This window comes from Paenibacillus sp. FSL E2-0177, from assembly GCF_037992975.1.
In the GTDB taxonomy this organism is placed as follows: Bacteria; Bacillota; Bacilli; order Paenibacillales; family Paenibacillaceae; genus Paenibacillus_AQ; species Paenibacillus_AQ odorifer.
Genome location: NZ_CP150307.1, coordinates 952,671 through 971,496 on the forward strand (window position 1 = coordinate 952,671; position 18,826 = coordinate 971,496).

At 43.4% G+C, this 18,826-nt stretch carries 12 protein-coding genes and 1 riboswitch; of the genes, 8 read left to right on the top strand and 4 right to left on the bottom strand.

The genetic code is table 11. The features are described 5' to 3' along the window. The first annotated feature begins 8 nt into the window (after nucleotides 1-8). Nucleotides 9-302, top strand: coding sequence for a transposase (locus MHI25_RS04280; protein WP_076310523.1), 294 nt, complete (start codon nucleotides 9-11; stop codon nucleotides 300-302). Nucleotides 303-371: 69 nt separating this feature from the next. Here MHI25_RS04280 and MHI25_RS04285 read toward each other — a convergent pair whose 3' ends face one another. Further along, nucleotides 372-2,093, bottom strand: a complete 1,722-nt coding sequence (locus MHI25_RS04285) for a cellulase family glycosylhydrolase (protein WP_340393360.1) — start codon at nucleotides 2,091-2,093, stop codon at nucleotides 372-374. Nucleotides 2,094-2,434: 341 nt separating this feature from the next. Beyond that, a riboswitch (cobalamin riboswitch) is annotated at nucleotides 2,435-2,636 on the top strand. 162 nt (nucleotides 2,637-2,798) lie between these two features. On the opposite strand from MHI25_RS04285, the gene MHI25_RS04290 reads away from it, so the two are divergent. The 5 genes from MHI25_RS04290 (at nucleotide 2,799) to MHI25_RS04310 (ending at nucleotide 11,794) form a co-directional block, all read left to right on the top strand. Next, on the top strand, nucleotides 2,799-7,490 hold the full coding sequence (locus tag MHI25_RS04290) for an S-layer homology domain-containing protein (RefSeq protein WP_340395032.1): 4,692 nt from the start codon (nucleotides 2,799-2,801) through the stop codon (nucleotides 7,488-7,490). 71 nt (nucleotides 7,491-7,561) lie between these two features. Continuing rightward, a complete protein-coding gene (locus MHI25_RS04295; protein ID WP_340395033.1) occupies nucleotides 7,562-8,551 on the top strand; it encodes a DUF4430 domain-containing protein in 990 nt (329 codons plus the stop codon). Next, nucleotides 8,551-9,441, top strand: coding sequence for an energy-coupling factor transporter transmembrane component T (locus MHI25_RS04300; protein WP_076130087.1), 891 nt, complete (start codon nucleotides 8,551-8,553; stop codon nucleotides 9,439-9,441). The genes MHI25_RS04295 and MHI25_RS04300 overlap by 1 nt, the downstream gene beginning before the upstream one ends. Then, nucleotides 9,414-11,084, top strand: a complete 1,671-nt coding sequence (locus tag MHI25_RS04305; RefSeq protein ID WP_340395034.1) for an energy-coupling factor transporter ATPase — start codon at nucleotides 9,414-9,416, stop codon at nucleotides 11,082-11,084. The genes MHI25_RS04300 and MHI25_RS04305 overlap by 28 nt, the downstream gene beginning before the upstream one ends. Further along, nucleotides 11,066-11,794, top strand: a complete 729-nt coding sequence (locus MHI25_RS04310; RefSeq protein WP_340395035.1) for an ECF transporter S component — start codon at nucleotides 11,066-11,068, stop codon at nucleotides 11,792-11,794. The genes MHI25_RS04305 and MHI25_RS04310 overlap by 19 nt, the downstream gene beginning before the upstream one ends. A 318-nt stretch (nucleotides 11,795-12,112) precedes the next feature. Here the strand turns inward: MHI25_RS04310 and MHI25_RS04315 are convergent, their stop codons facing one another. Then, complete coding sequence (locus MHI25_RS04315; RefSeq protein ID WP_340395036.1) at nucleotides 12,113-13,387, bottom strand: MFS transporter; 1,275 nt, start codon at nucleotides 13,385-13,387, stop codon at nucleotides 12,113-12,115. Nucleotides 13,388-13,462: 75 nt separating this feature from the next. Beyond that, nucleotides 13,463-14,368 carry a winged helix-turn-helix domain-containing protein gene (locus MHI25_RS04320; protein WP_340395037.1) on the bottom strand — a complete coding sequence of 302 codons (906 nt, stop codon included), beginning with the start codon at nucleotides 14,366-14,368 and terminating at the stop codon, nucleotides 13,463-13,465. Between the two features lie 298 nt (nucleotides 14,369-14,666). Between MHI25_RS04320 and MHI25_RS04325 the strand changes: the two genes are divergently transcribed. Beyond that, the gene (locus MHI25_RS04325; protein WP_340395038.1) at nucleotides 14,667-16,040 is read left to right on the top strand and encodes an MATE family efflux transporter; all 1,374 of its coding nucleotides are present in this window, start codon (nucleotides 14,667-14,669) and stop codon (nucleotides 16,038-16,040) included. A gap of 19 nt (nucleotides 16,041-16,059) precedes the next feature. Further along, nucleotides 16,060-18,390, top strand: coding sequence for a bifunctional glutamate--cysteine ligase GshA/glutathione synthetase GshB (gene gshAB / locus MHI25_RS04330; protein ID WP_340395039.1), 2,331 nt, complete (start codon nucleotides 16,060-16,062; stop codon nucleotides 18,388-18,390). 79 nt (nucleotides 18,391-18,469) lie between these two features. Here the strand turns inward: gshAB and MHI25_RS04335 are convergent, their stop codons facing one another. After that, nucleotides 18,470-18,688, bottom strand: a complete 219-nt coding sequence (locus tag MHI25_RS04335; RefSeq protein WP_076185085.1) for a hypothetical protein — start codon at nucleotides 18,686-18,688, stop codon at nucleotides 18,470-18,472. Between the last annotated feature and the right edge of the window lie 138 nt (nucleotides 18,689-18,826).

The window sequence follows — 18,826 nt, forward strand, 5'->3', positions numbered from 1 at the left end:
TGAGCTGGATGAAATTTCTAATCGTACTTGGTAGTATTCTTGTTCCCATTGTTATGCTGATGTTACAGGGGAAATCGATAAAGTGGCGTATGGTTTTTAATGTTGTTTCGATCTTAAGTACGATTATCTTTGGAAATATTTCTGCCTTGGCAATTTACGAAATATTAAGAGATCATGCTGTATTTATGACCTCGATCCATGCGATATTTTTAAATCCAATGTTTCTTATTACCGGAGCCTATCTTGGCGTTTATTTAATTTATCGGTTGATGATAATTTCGTATGACGAGGTTTATATGTGATCGGTGCAATACAAATAGGGATGTTCCTGCGAAGGACACCCCTATTTGTGTTGTTAACAGGACGGGGGGTTAAGAGGACTTTCCTACAACGTTTGTTCCGCTCTTCGTGATCTTGTAGGTGATGATATCACCATTCCAGAAGTGGAACTTCAGGATTACCTCGCCGTCTTTAACATCTTTAAAGAACGCGGGAAGCAGCTTGATTTCTTTAGTGTTATAAGAAGGTGAGAAGGTATTGCCGAATTCCTTAAATGGAGTCCAGTCCTGCGGACCTGCATTGCCACCAGCGGTATATACAGCTTCCATTGTGGCAAGCTGGTTACCATTAAAGGTGGTCGGAATGGCAAAGGATTCAGTCGTGCCTTTTGCATCGCTTAATTTAGCTGTGTCATACACAATCACCTTAAGTCTCCACGCAACACCCTTGTTGAATTTCAGAGTCAGCACGGCATTTTCACCGTATTTTTGGGAAGCTGTGAGCTTTTTAAGTTGGCTGGCTTTGAGGATGAGCTCCTCACCATTTAAGGTGTAATCTTTACCTTTGGTCAGATACTTTCCGTTGGCACTAATGGTGGTTAGCTTATTTCCGTTCAGGTTCAGCTTAACCTTGGTATCTTTGATTTGTGCACCTTTTTTTAGGTAGACCAAATCGCTTTCGGTGCTGGAGGAACGCTCCTTCAGACCAGACATTAATACATTGTGGAGTTCAGGATCAGACCACTTATAAGTTTTACGGTTGAAATGCTGCCCGTTATCCCAGAGCATGGAAGTCATTTTCTTTTCTTTCAAATAATAAGTCAGATACTCAAAGAATTTAAGCTTCTCGCCCTGTTCAATCACACCCGTGTCTTTATCGAAACCTAATAAACCAAATTCGCCGACGATGACAGGGATGCCTTTAGCTACAAATGTATTGTAAACGTTATCAAAAGTTTGAGTGATATCGTTTTTTGTATCTTTTTCAAACGTGGTGTAGCCGGCAATGTTCACACTAAAAGGCCAGAAGCCATAGAAGTGAACGGTCGCAATAATATTTGGATCGTTCAGAGCCGTAATCGTCTTATAGAGATGATCCATTCTTGTTTGCGTAGGTGAAGACTCTAATGAAGGTAATACAAGTGGGCGGAGGTCGTTTTTCCCACCGGATTTCCGCACGATTTGATAGAAAGAGTTATTAAGTTCAGTAAGCATTTGCTCCATTTTTGCTTCGTCTGTGCTTCCACCATCGGTGAACCGAGGCTCATTTATGCTCTCGAACATCAGCTTATCGGATTTGTCCTTGAAGCGATCGGCAATTTGAGTCCAGGCTGCATCATAACGCGCCAGCGTTTCATCGTGTTTTTCTTCCATATGGCTTACCCATAGCCAGGAATCATGATGGACATTAATCATGACATAAAGCTTGGCGTCCAGTGCCCAGCCGACAACTTCTTCCACACGGTCGAGGTAGGCCTTTTCTAGGGTATAGTCTGGTGCCGCACCCATGTGAGTATCCCAGGTCACAGGAATCCGAATGCTTTTATAGCCTTGAGCGGCGATCTTTTTAATAAGATCTTGGGTCACACGTGGATTGCCCCAGGAGGTTTCATCCTCACCTGTAGCATCTAAAGTATTGCCAAGGTTCCATCCGGGCTGCATTTCGTCTACATAGGATTGGATCTTACTCTTTGGCGCTGCCTTAGCTTGTTGCTCGTCCTTAGTTGCAGCTGCGGCCATGGATGAGAACAGAGAGAGCAGAAGAGCGGTGACAAGTGTCAATGATAAGAAGGATTTCTGGATTCGCGTAGTCATTGAATTCTCCTTTGTGAGATAAATTTAGGATGCTTGGACCTGGCTTTGACGCTGTACTCGGTGGTTAGATGAACACAAACACCTCCAGTTTTATTTTGTAAACGCTTTCTGAATATACCCTAACATAGAATACACTTAGCGAGTACCTTACTAATTTGTGGTAAATTCATATAAGAATTAGTGATTTAAATTAATTTACCCCACAGTTGGATAAAGAAATTATTTGAATAACCCTACTCGTAGAAATTGGTTATTCAATAGGATTATCTCTAGCTGCCCGTTATACAAAAAAGAAATATAACATGACAAAAGCATATATATTAGATATGATGAAGCATGAAAATTTAAAATTAGAAATAGGTGCCAACTATGAATGTTGCGGAAGTACAATCATAGATTGGTTAAATGGAAAGCGGGTGTGAATCCCGCGCGGTCCCGCCGCTGTGAAAGAGGAGTCCTTGCAAAATGCCACTGGGAAACTGGGAAGGCAGCAAGGGTGATGATACTTGAGCCAGAATATCTGCCTTTTTCTGTTACACCATCAAACTCTACGATCGATAGAGAGGTGCTTGAATAGTGTTTGCCAGCTATTATTGTGGTTCACTATCTTAACCTCTTGACGTTTATGTTGAGTGGTTTTTTTGTGGTTATGAGAAAGTTTATTCTGTTTTTTATCATAGGTATGAAGGGAAGGGTTATGGAAAAATGAAGAAAAATAAGTTTTTAGCGTGGTTACTTATTGTAGCTGTATTTATTACGACATTCTCTACAAGTGTAATCCCGGCTCAAGCAGATGGAGCAAGCTCTACCCTTAAAGGGTATGTATCTGTATCCGTGGAGAAATTCACCTTAGGCCAAGGGTATATTAAGGAACCTATTAAAGTTCCGATTTATGAAGGCGATAATGGCGCATCTTTAATAACACGTGCGCTAGGTGATGGGAATTATAGATATTTAGGAAATATAGATAGTGGTTTTTATTTATCAGAAGTTAAAGATAGTGGCAGAAGCGAAGTCAATATTCCACAATATATTTTAGATATGATTTCAGCCGATGGGAATACAGTCGGCACTAAAGCAGACTCAGAGTGGTTAAGTCAGTTTGACTACACCTCCATGTCGGGTTGGATGTATGCAGTAAATAATGTGTTTCCTCCGTTTGGGATGACCGATTATAAGCCTCAAGACGGTGACATCATTCGAACTCAGTTCACCACTTATGGCTATGGTTCTGATCTTGGCGGCTGGGGGGAAATCCCAGTTCAACTTGCCAATAAGGATGCTTTAACTGCGGAAATCGCCGAGATTAACAGTGCCCCTAATAAAGAAACTATTTTGGACAGACCAGTAGTGCAATCGGCAGTTTATGAAGCCTATTCCGTGCTCGAAAACATGGCAAGCTCTCAAATAAGTGTAGATCATGCGCTTGTCGGTCTTAATAATGCATTAGACATAGAACCCCCTGTTATTACAGTAAGTGGCATACAAGATAAACAGGAAGTATCCAATAAAGAAATAAGCTTCAAAGTAGCTGTCACAGACAATGTATATAGTGACATTACTCCAGAAGTGAAGCTGAATGGAGTTACTTTATCACCTGCAAATGGGGAGTACAAAGCTACTCTGAATTCAGGCAGTAATGCAATTACTGTAACGGCTCTTGACGGAGCTGGAAACAAAACAAATGTAACTTATCAGGTTACTTACAAACTGGAAACTACAGTTGCCGTCAAACAACAGTTAGATAAAAACCTTGCTTATATTTTAAATACTGTAAAGAATCCAACGTTTGGAACTGGCAGTGGAGAATGGTCAATCCTTTCTCTGGCCCGGGCGAACTATACAGTACCTAACGGTTATTACGATCTTTATTACAACAATGTAGCAACGAAAATAGCATCAATCATTAAAGAGGATGGAAAACTCGACGCCAATAAAAGCACAGAGAATTCCAGAGCAATATTAGGACTTACCTCTATCGGAAAAGATATCACAAATGTTGCGGGATATGATCTGAGAAAAGCACTCGCTGATTATCAATATATCCAAAAGCAAGGCAATAATGGTCCGATTTTTGCTCTGATTGCGCTAGATAGCCATAACTATGAGATTCCTGTAGTTGATGGAGTTACAGAACAGACCACAAGAGAAAAACTAGTTCAGTATATTTTAGATAAAGAGGTTAAAAAAGGTACAGCAGAAGCTGGTGGCTGGGCATTAGGCGTAACTAAAGCCGATGTCGATATGACTGCGATGGCGATGCAAGCTCTTGCACCTTATTATGCATCCCGTGATGATGTAAAAGCCGCCGTGGATCGGGCCATCCAATGGCTGTCCGATAACCAAAACAATCAAGGCGGATTTACAAGCTGGGGAAGCACTAGCAGCGAGAGTATCTCGCAGGTAATTGTAGCCTTAACTGGTGTAGGCGTAGATCCGCACACGGACGCTAGATTTGTTAAAAGTGGAAATTCGCTTATTGATGCATTACTTAGCTTTGCTGCACCTGAGGGTGGATTTAAGCATATCCTCACAGGCAAAGTAGACAATATGGCAACGGACCAAGGTACGTATGCACTTGTGTCCTATGATCGTCTGATCAATCATAGCAACCGTCTCTTTGATATGAATGATGTGCAACTGGAACAACCAGAAGAACCGGGGCCTGGGCAACCAGAGGGTCCGAAAGAACTTCCGTTACCTTCTGGGGAGAACCCGAAAGTTGAAATCCCAAATGACGCTAATGATTATATCGTTCCGATCAGCACTGGAGATAGCAACAAAGAAATCACAGTAGCTATTTCGGAAGAAAATCAATCGAAGGTTAGTGTCAATTTACCAAGTAACAGCGACCTTCCTCAGATAGAGGCCATAAAAGGTAACGTATCTGTAGTCATTCCTAAGGGTGCAAAAGTTACAAGTGGGGATGCCTCTGCGATTGAACTGATTTCAGCTTTAACCGGTGCAGAATCTGCACTAAAAGATAGTGTGAATCAGATTATTCCTGGGGACAAGAAGCTTGATAACATTCTTCAAGCATTTTCCATGGGTGGTAGTGCAAGAGTAGAATTCAGTCAATTTATTACGTTAACCTTTAAGGACCTTAAAGGAAAAGAAGCTGCTTATATTCAAAATGGCACCCCTCATGCCATTCAAAAATTTGCAAGTGATGACTTAGGTTTTGCAAGCGGTAAGTCTGAGTATGCCTATGATAGTGGAAATGACTTAATTGTAAAAACCAATCACTTCACTGACTACATTGCGTATGCTTCCAGTGCAGTACAAACACCTGGCGGCGACGGTGGTAATGGTAATGGCGACGGTGGTAGCGGAAATGGTGAAGGAAATGGCGGCAACAATGGCGGCAACAATGGTGGCGGAACCACTCCATCGAAACCATATGTAATCCTGTCCGTGGATAAGCTTACGATTAATAAGGGATATGTTGTTCCATCTGTACAGGTAGAGCTCCAATCTGGTGACACAGTGTGGTCTGTACTAAAAAGAGTGCTGGATAGCCGCGGTATCGACTATAGAGATTCCTGGAACAGTGACTTTGGAAGTGTATATGTTGAATCCATAGCTGGTGATGGGGAATTTGACCATGGCAGCGGCAGTGGATGGATGTATAATGTGAATGGGAAATATCCTAATTATGGAGCATCTTCATATGACCTAAGTTCCGGGGACAGAATTCAGTGGCGTTATACTACGAATTTGGGTGTGGATCTAAATGCACCGATACCAACTATGAGCCCAACCCCAACCCCAACGCCTAAGCCTGGTGCTACTCCTGCTCCTGCTCCTGGTGGGGGAACTAATCCGGAAGCCGGCGTTGATCCAAATGTGAGTCCATCTCCAACAGTGACTCCTAAGGATCCTAACCAGACAAATGATATTAAACAACTGTATACAGATGCTGATAAGATCTCTTCCTGGGCTTATTCAGCGATTGAAACAGCTACAGTAAAAGGATATATCCAAGGTAATAATGGTCAGGTGAATCCGAAAGCTTATATCACAAGAGCGGAGTTCACTAAGATTCTTGTTTCTGCATTAGAACTTGATATTAAGAGTGATAAAGGTATTACCTATAAGGATGTCGCTCTAGGTGATTGGTTCTATCCATATGTGAATGCTGCGCATAAGGCAGGTCTAATCACAGGCTTTAATAATGAATTTAAGCCAAATGACAAGATTACTCGTGAGCAGATGGCAGCAATTATCGTCAGAGCATTGGCCATCCCGGCGACGAAGCCAGGAACAGCGATTAAAGATATCAACACCGTATCGGCATGGGCCAAAGCAGATGTAGAGACCGTTGTTGCGACTGGTTTGATGTTAGGTGATGATAATCAATTTAAACCTAAAGAGCTTGTAACTAGAGAAATGGCGGCTGTTGTAGCTACTAGAACCCATGATTATAAGAGTGGGAACAAAGTGGTTAGTCCGACTATTCAGAATAAAGCAGTTAGTTCTTATATTCAGAACACAGCTGCCTTTTTGCAAAAAACAGTAACAAACCCGGTTATCTCCTCGGTTGGCGGGGACTGGACAGTGTTCGGGCTGGCTCGTTCAGGCGTGAAGGTTCCAGATAGTTATTACACTAAGTACTACGCGAATGTAGAAGCAACTCTTAAAGAAAAAGCTGGGAAGCTGCATAGCGTAAAATATACGGAATATGATAGAGTTATTTTGGCATTAACTTCAATCAACAAAAATATTGATAAAGTGGCGGGTTATAACCTACTGGAACCGCTCGCGGATTTTGATACTGTAATTAAGCAAGGTATTAACGGACCTGTGTTTGCTCTCATTGCACTGGACAGTAATCATTACGACATTCCAGTGGTTAAGGATGTAAAGACGCAGACGACTAGAGAGAGGCTCATTGATTATATTTTGGGCAGAGAGATCAGCGGTGGTGGATGGGCACTAGGCAGTAATGCTACAGCGGCTGATCCAGATATCACGGGGATGGTCATTCAAGGCTTAACGCCTTATTACAAAACCAACGCCAAAGTAACAGCTGCTGTGGACCGGGGGATTGCTTGGTTATCCAAAACACAGACTGCAGACGGTGGTTTTGCAAGCTGGGAATCTACAAATTCCGAAAGCATCGCTCAGGTGATTGTAGCTTTAACTGGCCTTGGTATTGACCCGCATAAGGATTCCAGATTTATTAAAAATGGACATTCCGCAGTAGACGCATTGCTTAGTTTTGCTGCACCTGAAGGTGGCTTTTATCACGTGAAGCAGGGTGGAGTAGGCAATGGAGGCGCGCAACCAGGAGAAGTAGATCTTATGGCTACGGATCAGGCGATGTATGCACTGGTTTCCTATGATCGGCTCGTTAATGGCCAGACACGTCTTTATGATATGACTGACGTCAAATAGAATTTTATTTAGAGAGATAAGCAAGGGTAGCGTGTATACCCTTGCTTATTATTTAAGGTGGGACTAGAGAAATGAACAAGAAGAAATGGTTAACCGCGATACTAATCATAGGTGTATTGGCTATCGCCTTCTTTTGGGGCGGGGATTACCAGAAGAGCCCAAACAAGGTCGCAAATAGTAGCGTTGAGACACAGGTTATAGAGCCAGAGAACACTGCTTCCGCAACAAATGATGATGTTGAACCCACTGAGGCAATCGCTACCGAGACAACAGAGATAACACCGTCAGCTACGCCAAGTGAAACAGCTAAGCCCATTGAAACCCTAAAACCAAATGAATCGGCAACACCAACGGAAGCTGTAACACCAACAGGAACTGCAGCACCAACAGAAGTTGTAACACCGGTCGCAACAACAAAACCTGCTGCAACGAAGCAACCGACCGCAATGCCGAAAGCGGCTAAAACGTCCGTGCCGGAAACGAAAGCGACGGCAAAACCCGTAACAAAACCTGATTCAAAAGTAGCGACAACAGAAACCAAGCAGGAACCGAAAAAGGATAAATTTCTTACCGATCCAGTGCCAAGCGGGAAACCTAAACCAGTGGAATGGCAAGATGCAACGGTAGATAAGAAGAAGCAATTAACGGCTACCTTGTCCGTCTCAGCGGCAACAATTTTAGATAACATGGATATTTTTAATCAGGATAAGCTTGAAGTATTGCCGGCAGATGGTATCATTTATAAAGCGCAGAAGGTAACTTTTTATGAAGGTGAGTCTGTGTTTGATGTTTTACTAAGAGAAATGAAAAAGAATAAAATCCATATGGAATTCAGTATGACGCCGATCTATAACAGTAATTATATTGAAGGTATAAATAATCTGTATGAATTCGATGCTGGAGAGCTCAGTGGATGGATGTACAAAGTAAATGGCTGGTTCCCTAACTACGGCAGTAGCCGCTATGTTCTCAAAGATGGCGATGTCATTGATTGGGTATACACTTGTGATCTAGGTCGAGATGTGGGTGGTTATGTAGCCACAGGAGGAGCTCAGAAATAATGAAGGATAGCTTTTCTACCTTTCATCCGTTTGTGAATTTTCTATATTTTGTTGTTGTATTACTGTTTAGCATGGTGTTCATGCATCCTATATTTCAAGTGATTGCCCTTATTAGTGCTGTAGCCTACTCAATTATGTTAAAAGGAAAAAAGGGCATCCGATTTAATCTGCTTTACATGATTCCTTTTTTGCTATTTATGGCAGTGATGAATCCTGTTTTTAATCACCAAGGGGTAACGATCTTGTTCTATTTAAACAACGGGAACCCTATTACGAAGGAATCGATTCTTTATGGCGTGGCAGCGGCGTGTATGTTTGTGACGGTAATTATTTGGTTCTCCTGTTATAACGTCGTGATGACCTCGGATAAGTTTATTTATATATTCGGAAAAATACTGCCGGCACTGTCGTTGATTTTTTCGATGGTGCTTCGTTTTGTTCCTAGATATTTAGCGCAAATCAAGGTGATTTCTAATGCTCAAAAATGTATAGGCCGGGATGTCTCACAGGGAAATCTCCTCGCGCGTGCGCGGAATGGCATTACGATCCTCTCCATTATGACCACCTGGGCTTTGGAAAATGCGATTGAGACAGCGGATTCCATGAGATCGAGAGGGTATGGATTGCCGGGCCGTACAAGCTTTTCTATCTTTCGGTTAGATGCCCGAGACAAAGTAGCCCTCTTGATCATGACAGGCTTAATTGCGCTGGTAGCCGTAGGGGCAGTGATGGGTGAGAACACCATGAGATTCTATCCGTCGATTAAAGCGAGCGCAATTACGCCTTTTAGTATTCTTATATATATCGCTTATTTTGCGTTATGTATGATCCCAGTGCTCATCAATATGGTGGAGGCAATGAAATGGAAATCTATCGAATCGAAGAACTAAGCTTTACTTTTCCTGAACAAGAGCAAGTGGCTCTTTCGAATATTAATCTAACGATTGAAAGTGGAGACTTCATTACTATTTGTGGAAAGTCAGGCTGTGGCAAAAGCACTCTGCTTAGACAACTGAAAACAATTCTAACCCCACATGGCAATCGCCAAGGGGCAATTTATTATAAGGGTCAACCTGTAGAGGAGATCGATCAAAGAACGCAGGCAGCGGAAATTGGTTATGTACTCCAAAGTCCGGACAATCAAATAGTGACAGATAAAGTATGGCATGAGCTTGCCTTTGGGCTGGAGAGTTTGGGGTATGATCATTCTACTATTCGTCTGCGTGTGGCGGAAATGGCCAGTTTTTTTGGGATCCAGACCTGGTTTCATAAAAGTGTGACTGAGTTATCAGGCGGCCAGAAGCAGCTGCTTAACTTAGCCTCCATAATGGCTATGCATCCCTCGATTCTAATCCTCGATGAGCCTACCTCCCAGCTAGATCCTATTGCGGCTTCCGATTTTCTGGAGACGGTCAAAAAAATAAATCGTGAGCTGGGAACAACCGTGATCATGACCGAGCATCGTCTAGAGGATGTTCTTCCGCTTACAGATCGGTTGATTGTGCTGAATGAGGGAGTTGTGATCGCCGATGATACCCCGCAAAAGGTGGGCGAGGCTTTAAGTAAGCTGAACCATCCGATGTTTCTGTCCATGCCCTCACCGATGCAGATTGTTGCAGGAGTAGATCATGACTTAGCGTGGCCTGTGACTGTGAAGGAAGGGCGCCAATGGTTGGATGCTTTTCTAAAGGGTAAGACTCCTGCAACGATGGCAGAAACTCAGCCTAGCACGAAAGAGGCCGGCCCTGTAGTCATAAAGTTTAAGGACGTATGGTTTAAATATGATAAAAATGGACCGGATATCATTAAAGATTTGTCGTTTGAAGTGAAGCAAGGGCAATTTTATTGTATTGTTGGCGGGAATGGAACAGGGAAGACATCGACGCTGTCGCTGATGAGCGGGATCCTTCAGCCATACAGAGGGAAAGTTCTAATCGGTGGGAACAACCCTGCGAAGATGAATGCCAAAGCGTTGTTTACTAACAATCTGGGCATCCTCCCGCAAAATCCGCAAACCTTATTTGTGAAAAAAACAGTCGAGCTAGATTTATATGAAATGTTATCCCAGCTCTCTTTGACGAAGGAAGAAAAAACCGCCAGAGTTGAAGCTGTGGTAAAGTTCGCAGAACTGGAACATCTCCTCTCCATGCATCCGTATGATCTCAGCGGGGGAGAACAACAGCGTGCAGCGTTGGCGAAGGTGCTTTTGTTAGAACCAAAGATTCTGCTGTTGGATGAACCGACCAAAGGACTGGATGGACCCTTCAAAGAGAAGCTAGCCGTATTCCTGCAAAAGCTCAATGCCGAAGGCGTTACTATTGTAATGGTCTCGCATGATGTTGAATTTTGTGCCAAATACGCTGAGGTCTGCGCCATGTTTTTTGATGGAAGTATCATCACTACGAATGAAGCACAGAAGTTTTTTGCGGGAAACAGCTTCTATACAACGGCCGCCAACCGTATGGCGCGTCATGTATGGAATGAGGGAGTAACGATAGAGGGTGTGATTGATTTATGTCAAAGAAGCAGATAACGGATCGTCGTTTGAGTCGTCGAACTTTATTAGCGGCACTACTAATCCTCATAGTCATTCCAGCTACGATTTTATTAGGCATCTTTATGCTAAATGATCGGAAGTATTATTTTATCAGTCTATTAATTGTTATCTATACGATGATTCCTTTTGCGATGGTATTCGAGAACCGGAAGCCGCAGGCGAGGGAGCTGATCGTTATAGCGGTGTTAGCAGCCATTGCCGTGGCGGGACGCGCAGCCTTTTTTATGTTGCCGCAGTTTAAGCCAGTGGTTGCTATTGTCATCATCGCAGGGGTAAGCTTGGGTGCGGAGGCAGGGTTTCTGGTTGGCGCTGTTGCAGGCTTTGTCTCGAATTTCTTCTTTGGGCAGGGGCCTTGGACGCCTTGGCAAATGTTTTGTTTTGGCATCATTGGCTTCCTGGCGGGCATTTTCTTCAAGAAGGGTCTGCTTAAAAAGAATAAGCTGTCGCTGTGTATATTCGGAGGCTTAGCGACGTTTTTCGTATACGGAGGCATTATCAATATAGGCTCGCTGATGATGTTCACTTCAGAGTTCTCATGGCCGGCTTTAATGACCACTTATATTTCAGGTTTTTGGTTTGATATGGTGCATGCGATCTCGACGGTGGTGTTTTTGTTTTTTATTGCTAATCCTATGATTGAGAAGTTGGATCGGATAAAAACGAAATATGGGTTGATTGAGCCTTAGGTTCTTGGTATTAGCTTTTGGAGGTTTGTGCGCTTTTTACGCTGGCGGACGCTCCGCTTTTCCACAATCAGTCCGTTCTCTCCGCTGCTATCAGCGCGAATTCCAAAACACCAACACACAAACACAAATACAAACTAAAGGCTCAGCGCCTCCCGCTTCAGTTTTTAGCGGAAGGGGGAGGGGAACTAGTGGCTACGAATCAGGCCACTGTGACAAGCCACTGAAAAGAGAATATACCTAGTAGCGATGCTCCTAGGTGAAAACTTATAAAAACAGGCGATGTTCCGGTATCCGGTATCGCCTGTTTTTTTGATTCACTTAACGTTCAGCAACAACTTTGTGCGGGGGAACCCCGGCATCGGGCTGCCTATGAGTGGCTTCAAGTGTGGAGAGGTCGCCGTCCAGTGTTTTGAGTCCGGGGAGCAGCAAGGCTGCGCTGGCGCAGAGCATTGGAAGCAAGCCGGCGATGACAAAAAGCGCAGGCACACCATAGAGTTCAGCAATCGCGGCGCCGGCAAAAGCACCAAAAGGCTGTAAACCGCCACCGATTAAAAAACGGATGGAGTTGACTCTTCCTTGCAGATTGCTCGGAACCAGACGTCCATGGAGTGAAGAGCTTAAGGAGCCGAAGAAGGGACCTATCGTTCCGGTGGCGAATACGGCGGCGAGAGCAAAAGAAAAACTAGGAAATAACCCCCATAATGTTGTAACTAAACCGATGGTCCCCAGACTTCCGAGCATGACAAACCGCCTCTTTTTAATTTCCCCTATCATGGAAATGACGCTTAGCCCGACTAAGGTTCCAAGTGCGAAAACTGTACTAAGTGTGCCCATCGTCGTCGCATCACGGTGGAGCACTTCGCGTACAAAAGGAACCATCATGGTCCAGACGGCAATTGAGCTTAGATTACTAATAGAGGCCATCATCATTATCGTAAGCATGGCGGGGAACTGTTTATAGAAGGTAAAGCCCTCAGCAATTTCGCGAACGTAGACGGTAATGGAGAAACGGCCTGGAGCTGGAGAGGGCTTGGGTAGCTTCTGCAGGCACAGCAAGGTAGTGATGGCCGCAACGTAACATAACATGTTGATGCTAAGGGCTGGCAGCGCTCCACTGGCAGCGGTCAACGCCCCAGCCAGGGCGGGGCCCAGCAAGACTGCTGCACTTTTGCTGCCATCGATGATAGCAAAAGCCCGCACCAGCTTCCGGCTATCGGCAACGCCGGGGATAACAGCCATGGCTGTTGGCATGAACAGGGCGGCGCAGGCTCCGCTGAGACCAGCGGCGACAAACAGATGCCACAGCTGCAGTTGGCCAGCCAGACCCATGCCAAGCGGTAATGCTATAGCCAGCAGGCGAATGGCTGCCAAGCAGGCCATAAAGCGTACCCGGTGGAGTCGGTCGGACAGCGGCGAGCCCAGCAAGCGCAGCAGCAGCTCAGGTATGCCGGAGCTGAGCGCGAGTGCTCCCATCGCTAGTTTGGAACCCGTCAGCTCATAGACGAGCCATTCCATAGCCAACAAGCCAAAAGCATCCCCAAAAGCACTTAAAGTTATGGTTGAGAGTAAACCATAATAGCTGCGTTTTATCATAGCCTGTTCGCTCCTTTCTTATTTTTCTCGCATATACGCTTAGCGTCCTTATAAGGACGCTTAAAGCGTTTATGCTTAATTCTCCAAATACGACCCAATCTGCTGCGGTAGCCCATTTAAGGCTTCCAATCGCAGGCTGTACGATGTGCTTTTAACGTTGGTATGGACAATGACCAGCCCTGCTGCGCGCAGCGCGATCAGATGGTAGTGGATTGTACTTTTAGAAAGTCCGACTTCCCGCACGATTTCCGTGAAATTCAACTGCTTGCCTGTAAGCAGACGAAGGATATACAGCCGCGTCTCATCCGAGAGTGCCCGGGTAAGGCGAAGTAGTGCTGGAGCAGGCCGGCCAGCTTCCGGAGGGAGAACATCACAAGAGTAGCTAGTGAACACGAATTCATCAAACATAGAGGTGGTGACCAGTGGGCGGGCATGATATTGCGGAATGATAATGACCTGCTTCAGACGTTCGGTTGGATAGAGGCGCATTCCATCGGTTGCTGCTTCAAAGACTTCCATATCATTGTTCCCATTCAGTGTCGTTCGTCTTGCCTCGGCTTCCTGTTCAAGCCCTTTGAGGATATTAGGGTCGATTCCATTGAAGTAACCCGCGTTCCATTCGCGCAGGATGTCAGAGGCAGTGTCCCTTAGCTCGGAAAGATTAGAGGGAACCGATTGGCCGAAACGTCCAGATATTTCATACAGTTCACCCGAAGATAAACCATCGAACCAATTCAAAAAGCCGTCTACCGAACGCTCGCCCGGTGAAGACCAAATGTAGGGAGCCAAACTGAAATCATCAAGTTTCTTAACGACCTCTTGCATTTTACGAAGCAACATCGGGGCAAATCTTGCTTGGACTTCACGTACCCAGAGCTTACCGGAATCCATAGCAGTATGGTTCTGCTTGCTTAGAAAAGCAGTCATACTGTTCACACATTCATACATGGGGGCAAAATCGACTTCTACTTTATATTCCATGAGCTTCTCCATCCTTTGGTTAGGTTACTGAAACATTAATTAGTTCTATAATTATAGAACTTTTTATTGGTTTTATTGTAAACGAACAATATTCCATTTTCAATAGCTTTTCGACTGAAAAACAAAAGAAATTTTAATTACGAAAAAAAGACAGTTCCGTTGGGCACATTTTGTGCACTAGGAACTGTCTTTTGATGTCTACACAATTTATATACTTTTTAGGAGTTCTGAGTAGATTGCTCAAATATAATAAATTGATTATATAAGTGTTTGGTTATATAATAAATCTGAAAATCAGATGAAGAAGGTGTTTTTAGATTTGAAGGAATTTCAGGGCATGAATGATTTGACTCAGGGTCCTATTATGCCTACCTTAATGAAATTAACGCTTCCCATTATTGCGACGAATTTCATCTCCACAACCTATGGCCTCGTCGATATGATTTGGGTTGGAAGATTGGGAAGTGGTCCTGTTGCCGCGATTGGCACGGCGAGTTTTTTCATTAATCTAGCGATTGCATTGTCGACTATGATTACGATCGGTACAGGGATTAAGGTTGCGTTTTGTATGGGATCTGGCCAGATAGAGAAGGCTAAATCTTATATGAAAAACGGGTTTGCGATGTCTATTTTATTAGGACTTCTCTATATGAGTTTAGTTCTGTTGACCAACAATCAGTTGATTGGTTTTTTTGATCTTGGAAGTGATGAAGTTGAACGGATGGCACGACAATTTTTAGTGATTTCGATCTTCGGGACGGTATTTTCCATCGTAAATACTCTGTTTGCCACACTCTTAAACTCGATGGGAAATAGTAAACAACCGTTTCAGATCTACTCCGTTGGTCTTATGGTTAATATCGTCCTTGATCCATTTTTAATTTTTGGCTGGGGCAGTTTTGAAGGTTGGGGAGTAGCGGGGGCAGCCACGGCAACATTGACAGCGAACATCTTAGTTACGGCTCTTTTTATCATAAAGACAAGAAAGTCAGAAATCATTTCGAACACATCAGCATGGGACAGTCGTCAAATGAAAGAAGTAATCCGTATGGGACTTCCGATCACAATCCAACGGGTCACCTTTACGCTCATATCGATCGTCATTGCTAAGATCATTGTACGTTTTGGGGCGGATGCGATTGCGGTGCAAAAAGTAGGGATTCAAATTGAATCTATTTCTTATATGACTATTGGAGGACTACAGGGAGCTATTGCTGCCTTTTTTGGTCAAAATTATGGAGCACGCCGATTGGACCGTATAGGGCAGGGATATCGTAAGGCTTTGATCTTAACCTCCATCTTTGGCGTGATCATATCGCTAATATTTATTGCGTTCCCGCAGCAGCTATTTTCCTTGTTTTTATCAGATCAGACAAGCCTGGAATTAGGCACTGATTATATGCGCATCATTGGCTACTCACAATTATTTATGTGTATGGAATTGATGACTGTAGGTGCTTTTAACGGCATTGGCCAAACTCATATCCCGCCAATCTTCAGTATTATATTTACTGCACTGCGAATTCCACTAGCCTTGATTTTATCCGAACCTTTTGGCTTGAATGGGGTGTGGATGTCGATTGCTCTAAGCAGTGTGTTTAAAGGGGTTATTCTTGTATTCTGGTTTAATAGATCTTTATTCAAAATGAACAAACAGCAGATAAACTACTAAGCAAAGGATGATCGTTGAAATGGCTTTATTAAATCGTAAACTCATAGAGCTTCTAAGGGATAACCATTTGAATAAGGAGCTTTTTCACGGCGAATTTGGACTGGAAAAAGAAAATGTCAGAGTGGATCCAGAGGGAAGACTTGCGCTGACACCACATCCTAAAGCTTTTGGCAACAAAATGGAGAACCCGTATATTCAAACCGACTTCTCAGAGAGTCAAATTGAAATGGTCACCCCCTCTTTTGATTCTATTGATGAGACTTATAACTTTCTGGAGGCGCTGCAGGATATTGTGTCGCTTGAGCTCAAGGAAGAATATCTGTGGCCAAGTAGTAATCCTCCGAGGCTACCGAATGATCAGGACATCCCCATTGCCAAGATGGGTAATCCGATTGAGGATGAATACAGACATCAGCTAGCAGACAAATACGGTCGCAAAAGACAATTGCTGAGCGGAATCCATTACAATTTCTCTTTTGATGAACAATTTCTGAGACAGCTTCATGACATAGCAGATCAGCAGGTGAGCTTTAAAGAATTCAAAGACACTATCTACTTAAAAATAGCCCGTAACCTATTGCGGTACCGTTGGCTTCTTATCTATTTAACAGGCGCCAGCCCTGTTTTTGATAAGACTTATATGGAACAATGTGTAGCTCGCGGGGAAACAGATGACGACAAAAGCTTTTATTATCAGAATATGAATTCACTGCGGAATAGCGAATGTGGGTATCGAAATGAAAAACCTCTTTATGTATCTTTTGCTTCGTTAAAGGATTATGTTCATGATTTACAAGCTTTGATCGAATCGGAAGAATTATTAAGTGTAAAAGAGTTTTATAGTCCGGTTAGAGTGAAGACAGTAAGAGGCAAACATCCTTTAGAGGAACTGATGCAAGATGGGATAGCTTATTTGGAGCTTCGGTTTATTGATCTGAATCCACTCTACAAAATAGGAATCGGCAAAGAAACGATGATTTTCATTCATCTATTTATCCTGTATATGCTGCTGAAGGAGGACGAACCGTTCGGAGTAGAGGATCAGAAAATGGCGAATCTTAATCATGATCAACTAATCATGGAAGGAATAAAGGGATGTTTGCATGATTACGGGGATTCATGTACAACGATGGAGCAGCAGGCATTAACTTGTATTCATGAGATGCAGGATATGATCCAACTGTTGAACCCGGAGAATGAAGTGTTTTTGAACGTATTGCATGGAGCTAAGAATAAAATTGTAGAGCCAGACCGGAGTTTTGCAGCTATTGTGAAGTCGGAAGTTCAACAATCCTCTTTTGTACAATACCATCTGAATAAAGCTAAACAATATGCTAAGAAAAGTCTTGCGAATGGATACCGTTTTGTGGGATATGAGGATCTGGAGCTATCTACACAGCTTCTTTTGAAGGCAGCGGTTAAACGTGGTATTAAGTTTCAATTGATCGATCGGGAAGAGAACTTTGTAGTTCTTACGCAAGGTGATCATAAAGAATATATTAAGCAAGCTACGAAGACCTCCCTTGATTCTTATAGTACGGTATTAATCATGGAGAATAAGATCGTTACGAAAGAAGTTCTTAAACAGCAAGTCATTCGTGTTCCCGCAGGAGAAGCTTTTCGAAATCTGGAAGAGGCAATGAATGCGCATGGCACTTACCGTAACAAGGCTATTGTGATTAAGCCCAAATCAACCAATTTTGGACTCGGCATTACTATTTTTACAGACGACTTCTCTAAAGAAGATTATCAAAAAGCCTTCGAAATCGCCTTCGAGTTTGATCGAACAGTGCTACTAGAGGAATTCATGACGGGTAAAGAATATCGTTTTCTTGTCATGGGTGATGAAGTAGTCGGAGTATTGCACCGGGTTCCTGCAAATGTGATTGGAGATGGTGTACATACGATTGAACAACTGGTGCACGAGAAGAATAAGGATCCGTTAAGAGGTCGTGGGTACAAGACTCCACTTGAGAAAATTCAGATCGGTGAAGCAGAAGCGATGTTCTTGAACAACCACGCTCAGGCTTGGAGTGATATTCCTCCATTAAACGAAGTCATCTATCTTCGGGAGAACTCTAATATTAGCACGGGTGGTGACAGCCTGGATTTTACGGATGAGATCCCAGAAAGTTATAAGGCTCTGGCGATTCAAGCGGCTAAAGCTGCGGGCGCCACTTTTTGTGGAGTGGATATGATGATTGATGACATCAAGGAAGAAGCCAATGATACCAACTATAGCGTTATTGAGATTAACTTTAATCCAGCGATTCATATTCATTGTTATCCTTATAAAGGGAAGAACCGAAAGGCGGATGAACGGATTCTAGATCTATTATTTGGGGAATAAACAGAAGCTCAACCAGTACCTTTGGTTGAGCTTCTGTTTTTAAAGGGGTAATTCGCTTCCCACCCACTACATGTTCATGTTAGGAGTTACCCACAGCTGCAACGCCACTAAAGTTTCTGGCTTGGACATTATTAAAGGGATCTGTTGCAGCTGTATTTGTGAAGATCTCTGCTGTGTACTGAATTTGACCTGTTGCGACAGCCGCTGGTGGTGGAATATCTACTGCTGTAAAACCGAAAGCTTCATTTTCTCTGCTGATCGCAACCCCAAATGTCGTGGTGAAAATGATTATATTCACCTCATAGAAATAGAATATGATAGAAGGAGAGTTAACTCTTGGATTTGCTATATAATTCATCAGCTACCTACTTGCATGGCTTGATGATCAAGTGTTAAATGGAAGAAGGCTTAGAAGTTTAAGGAAAGGCGTGAGCTA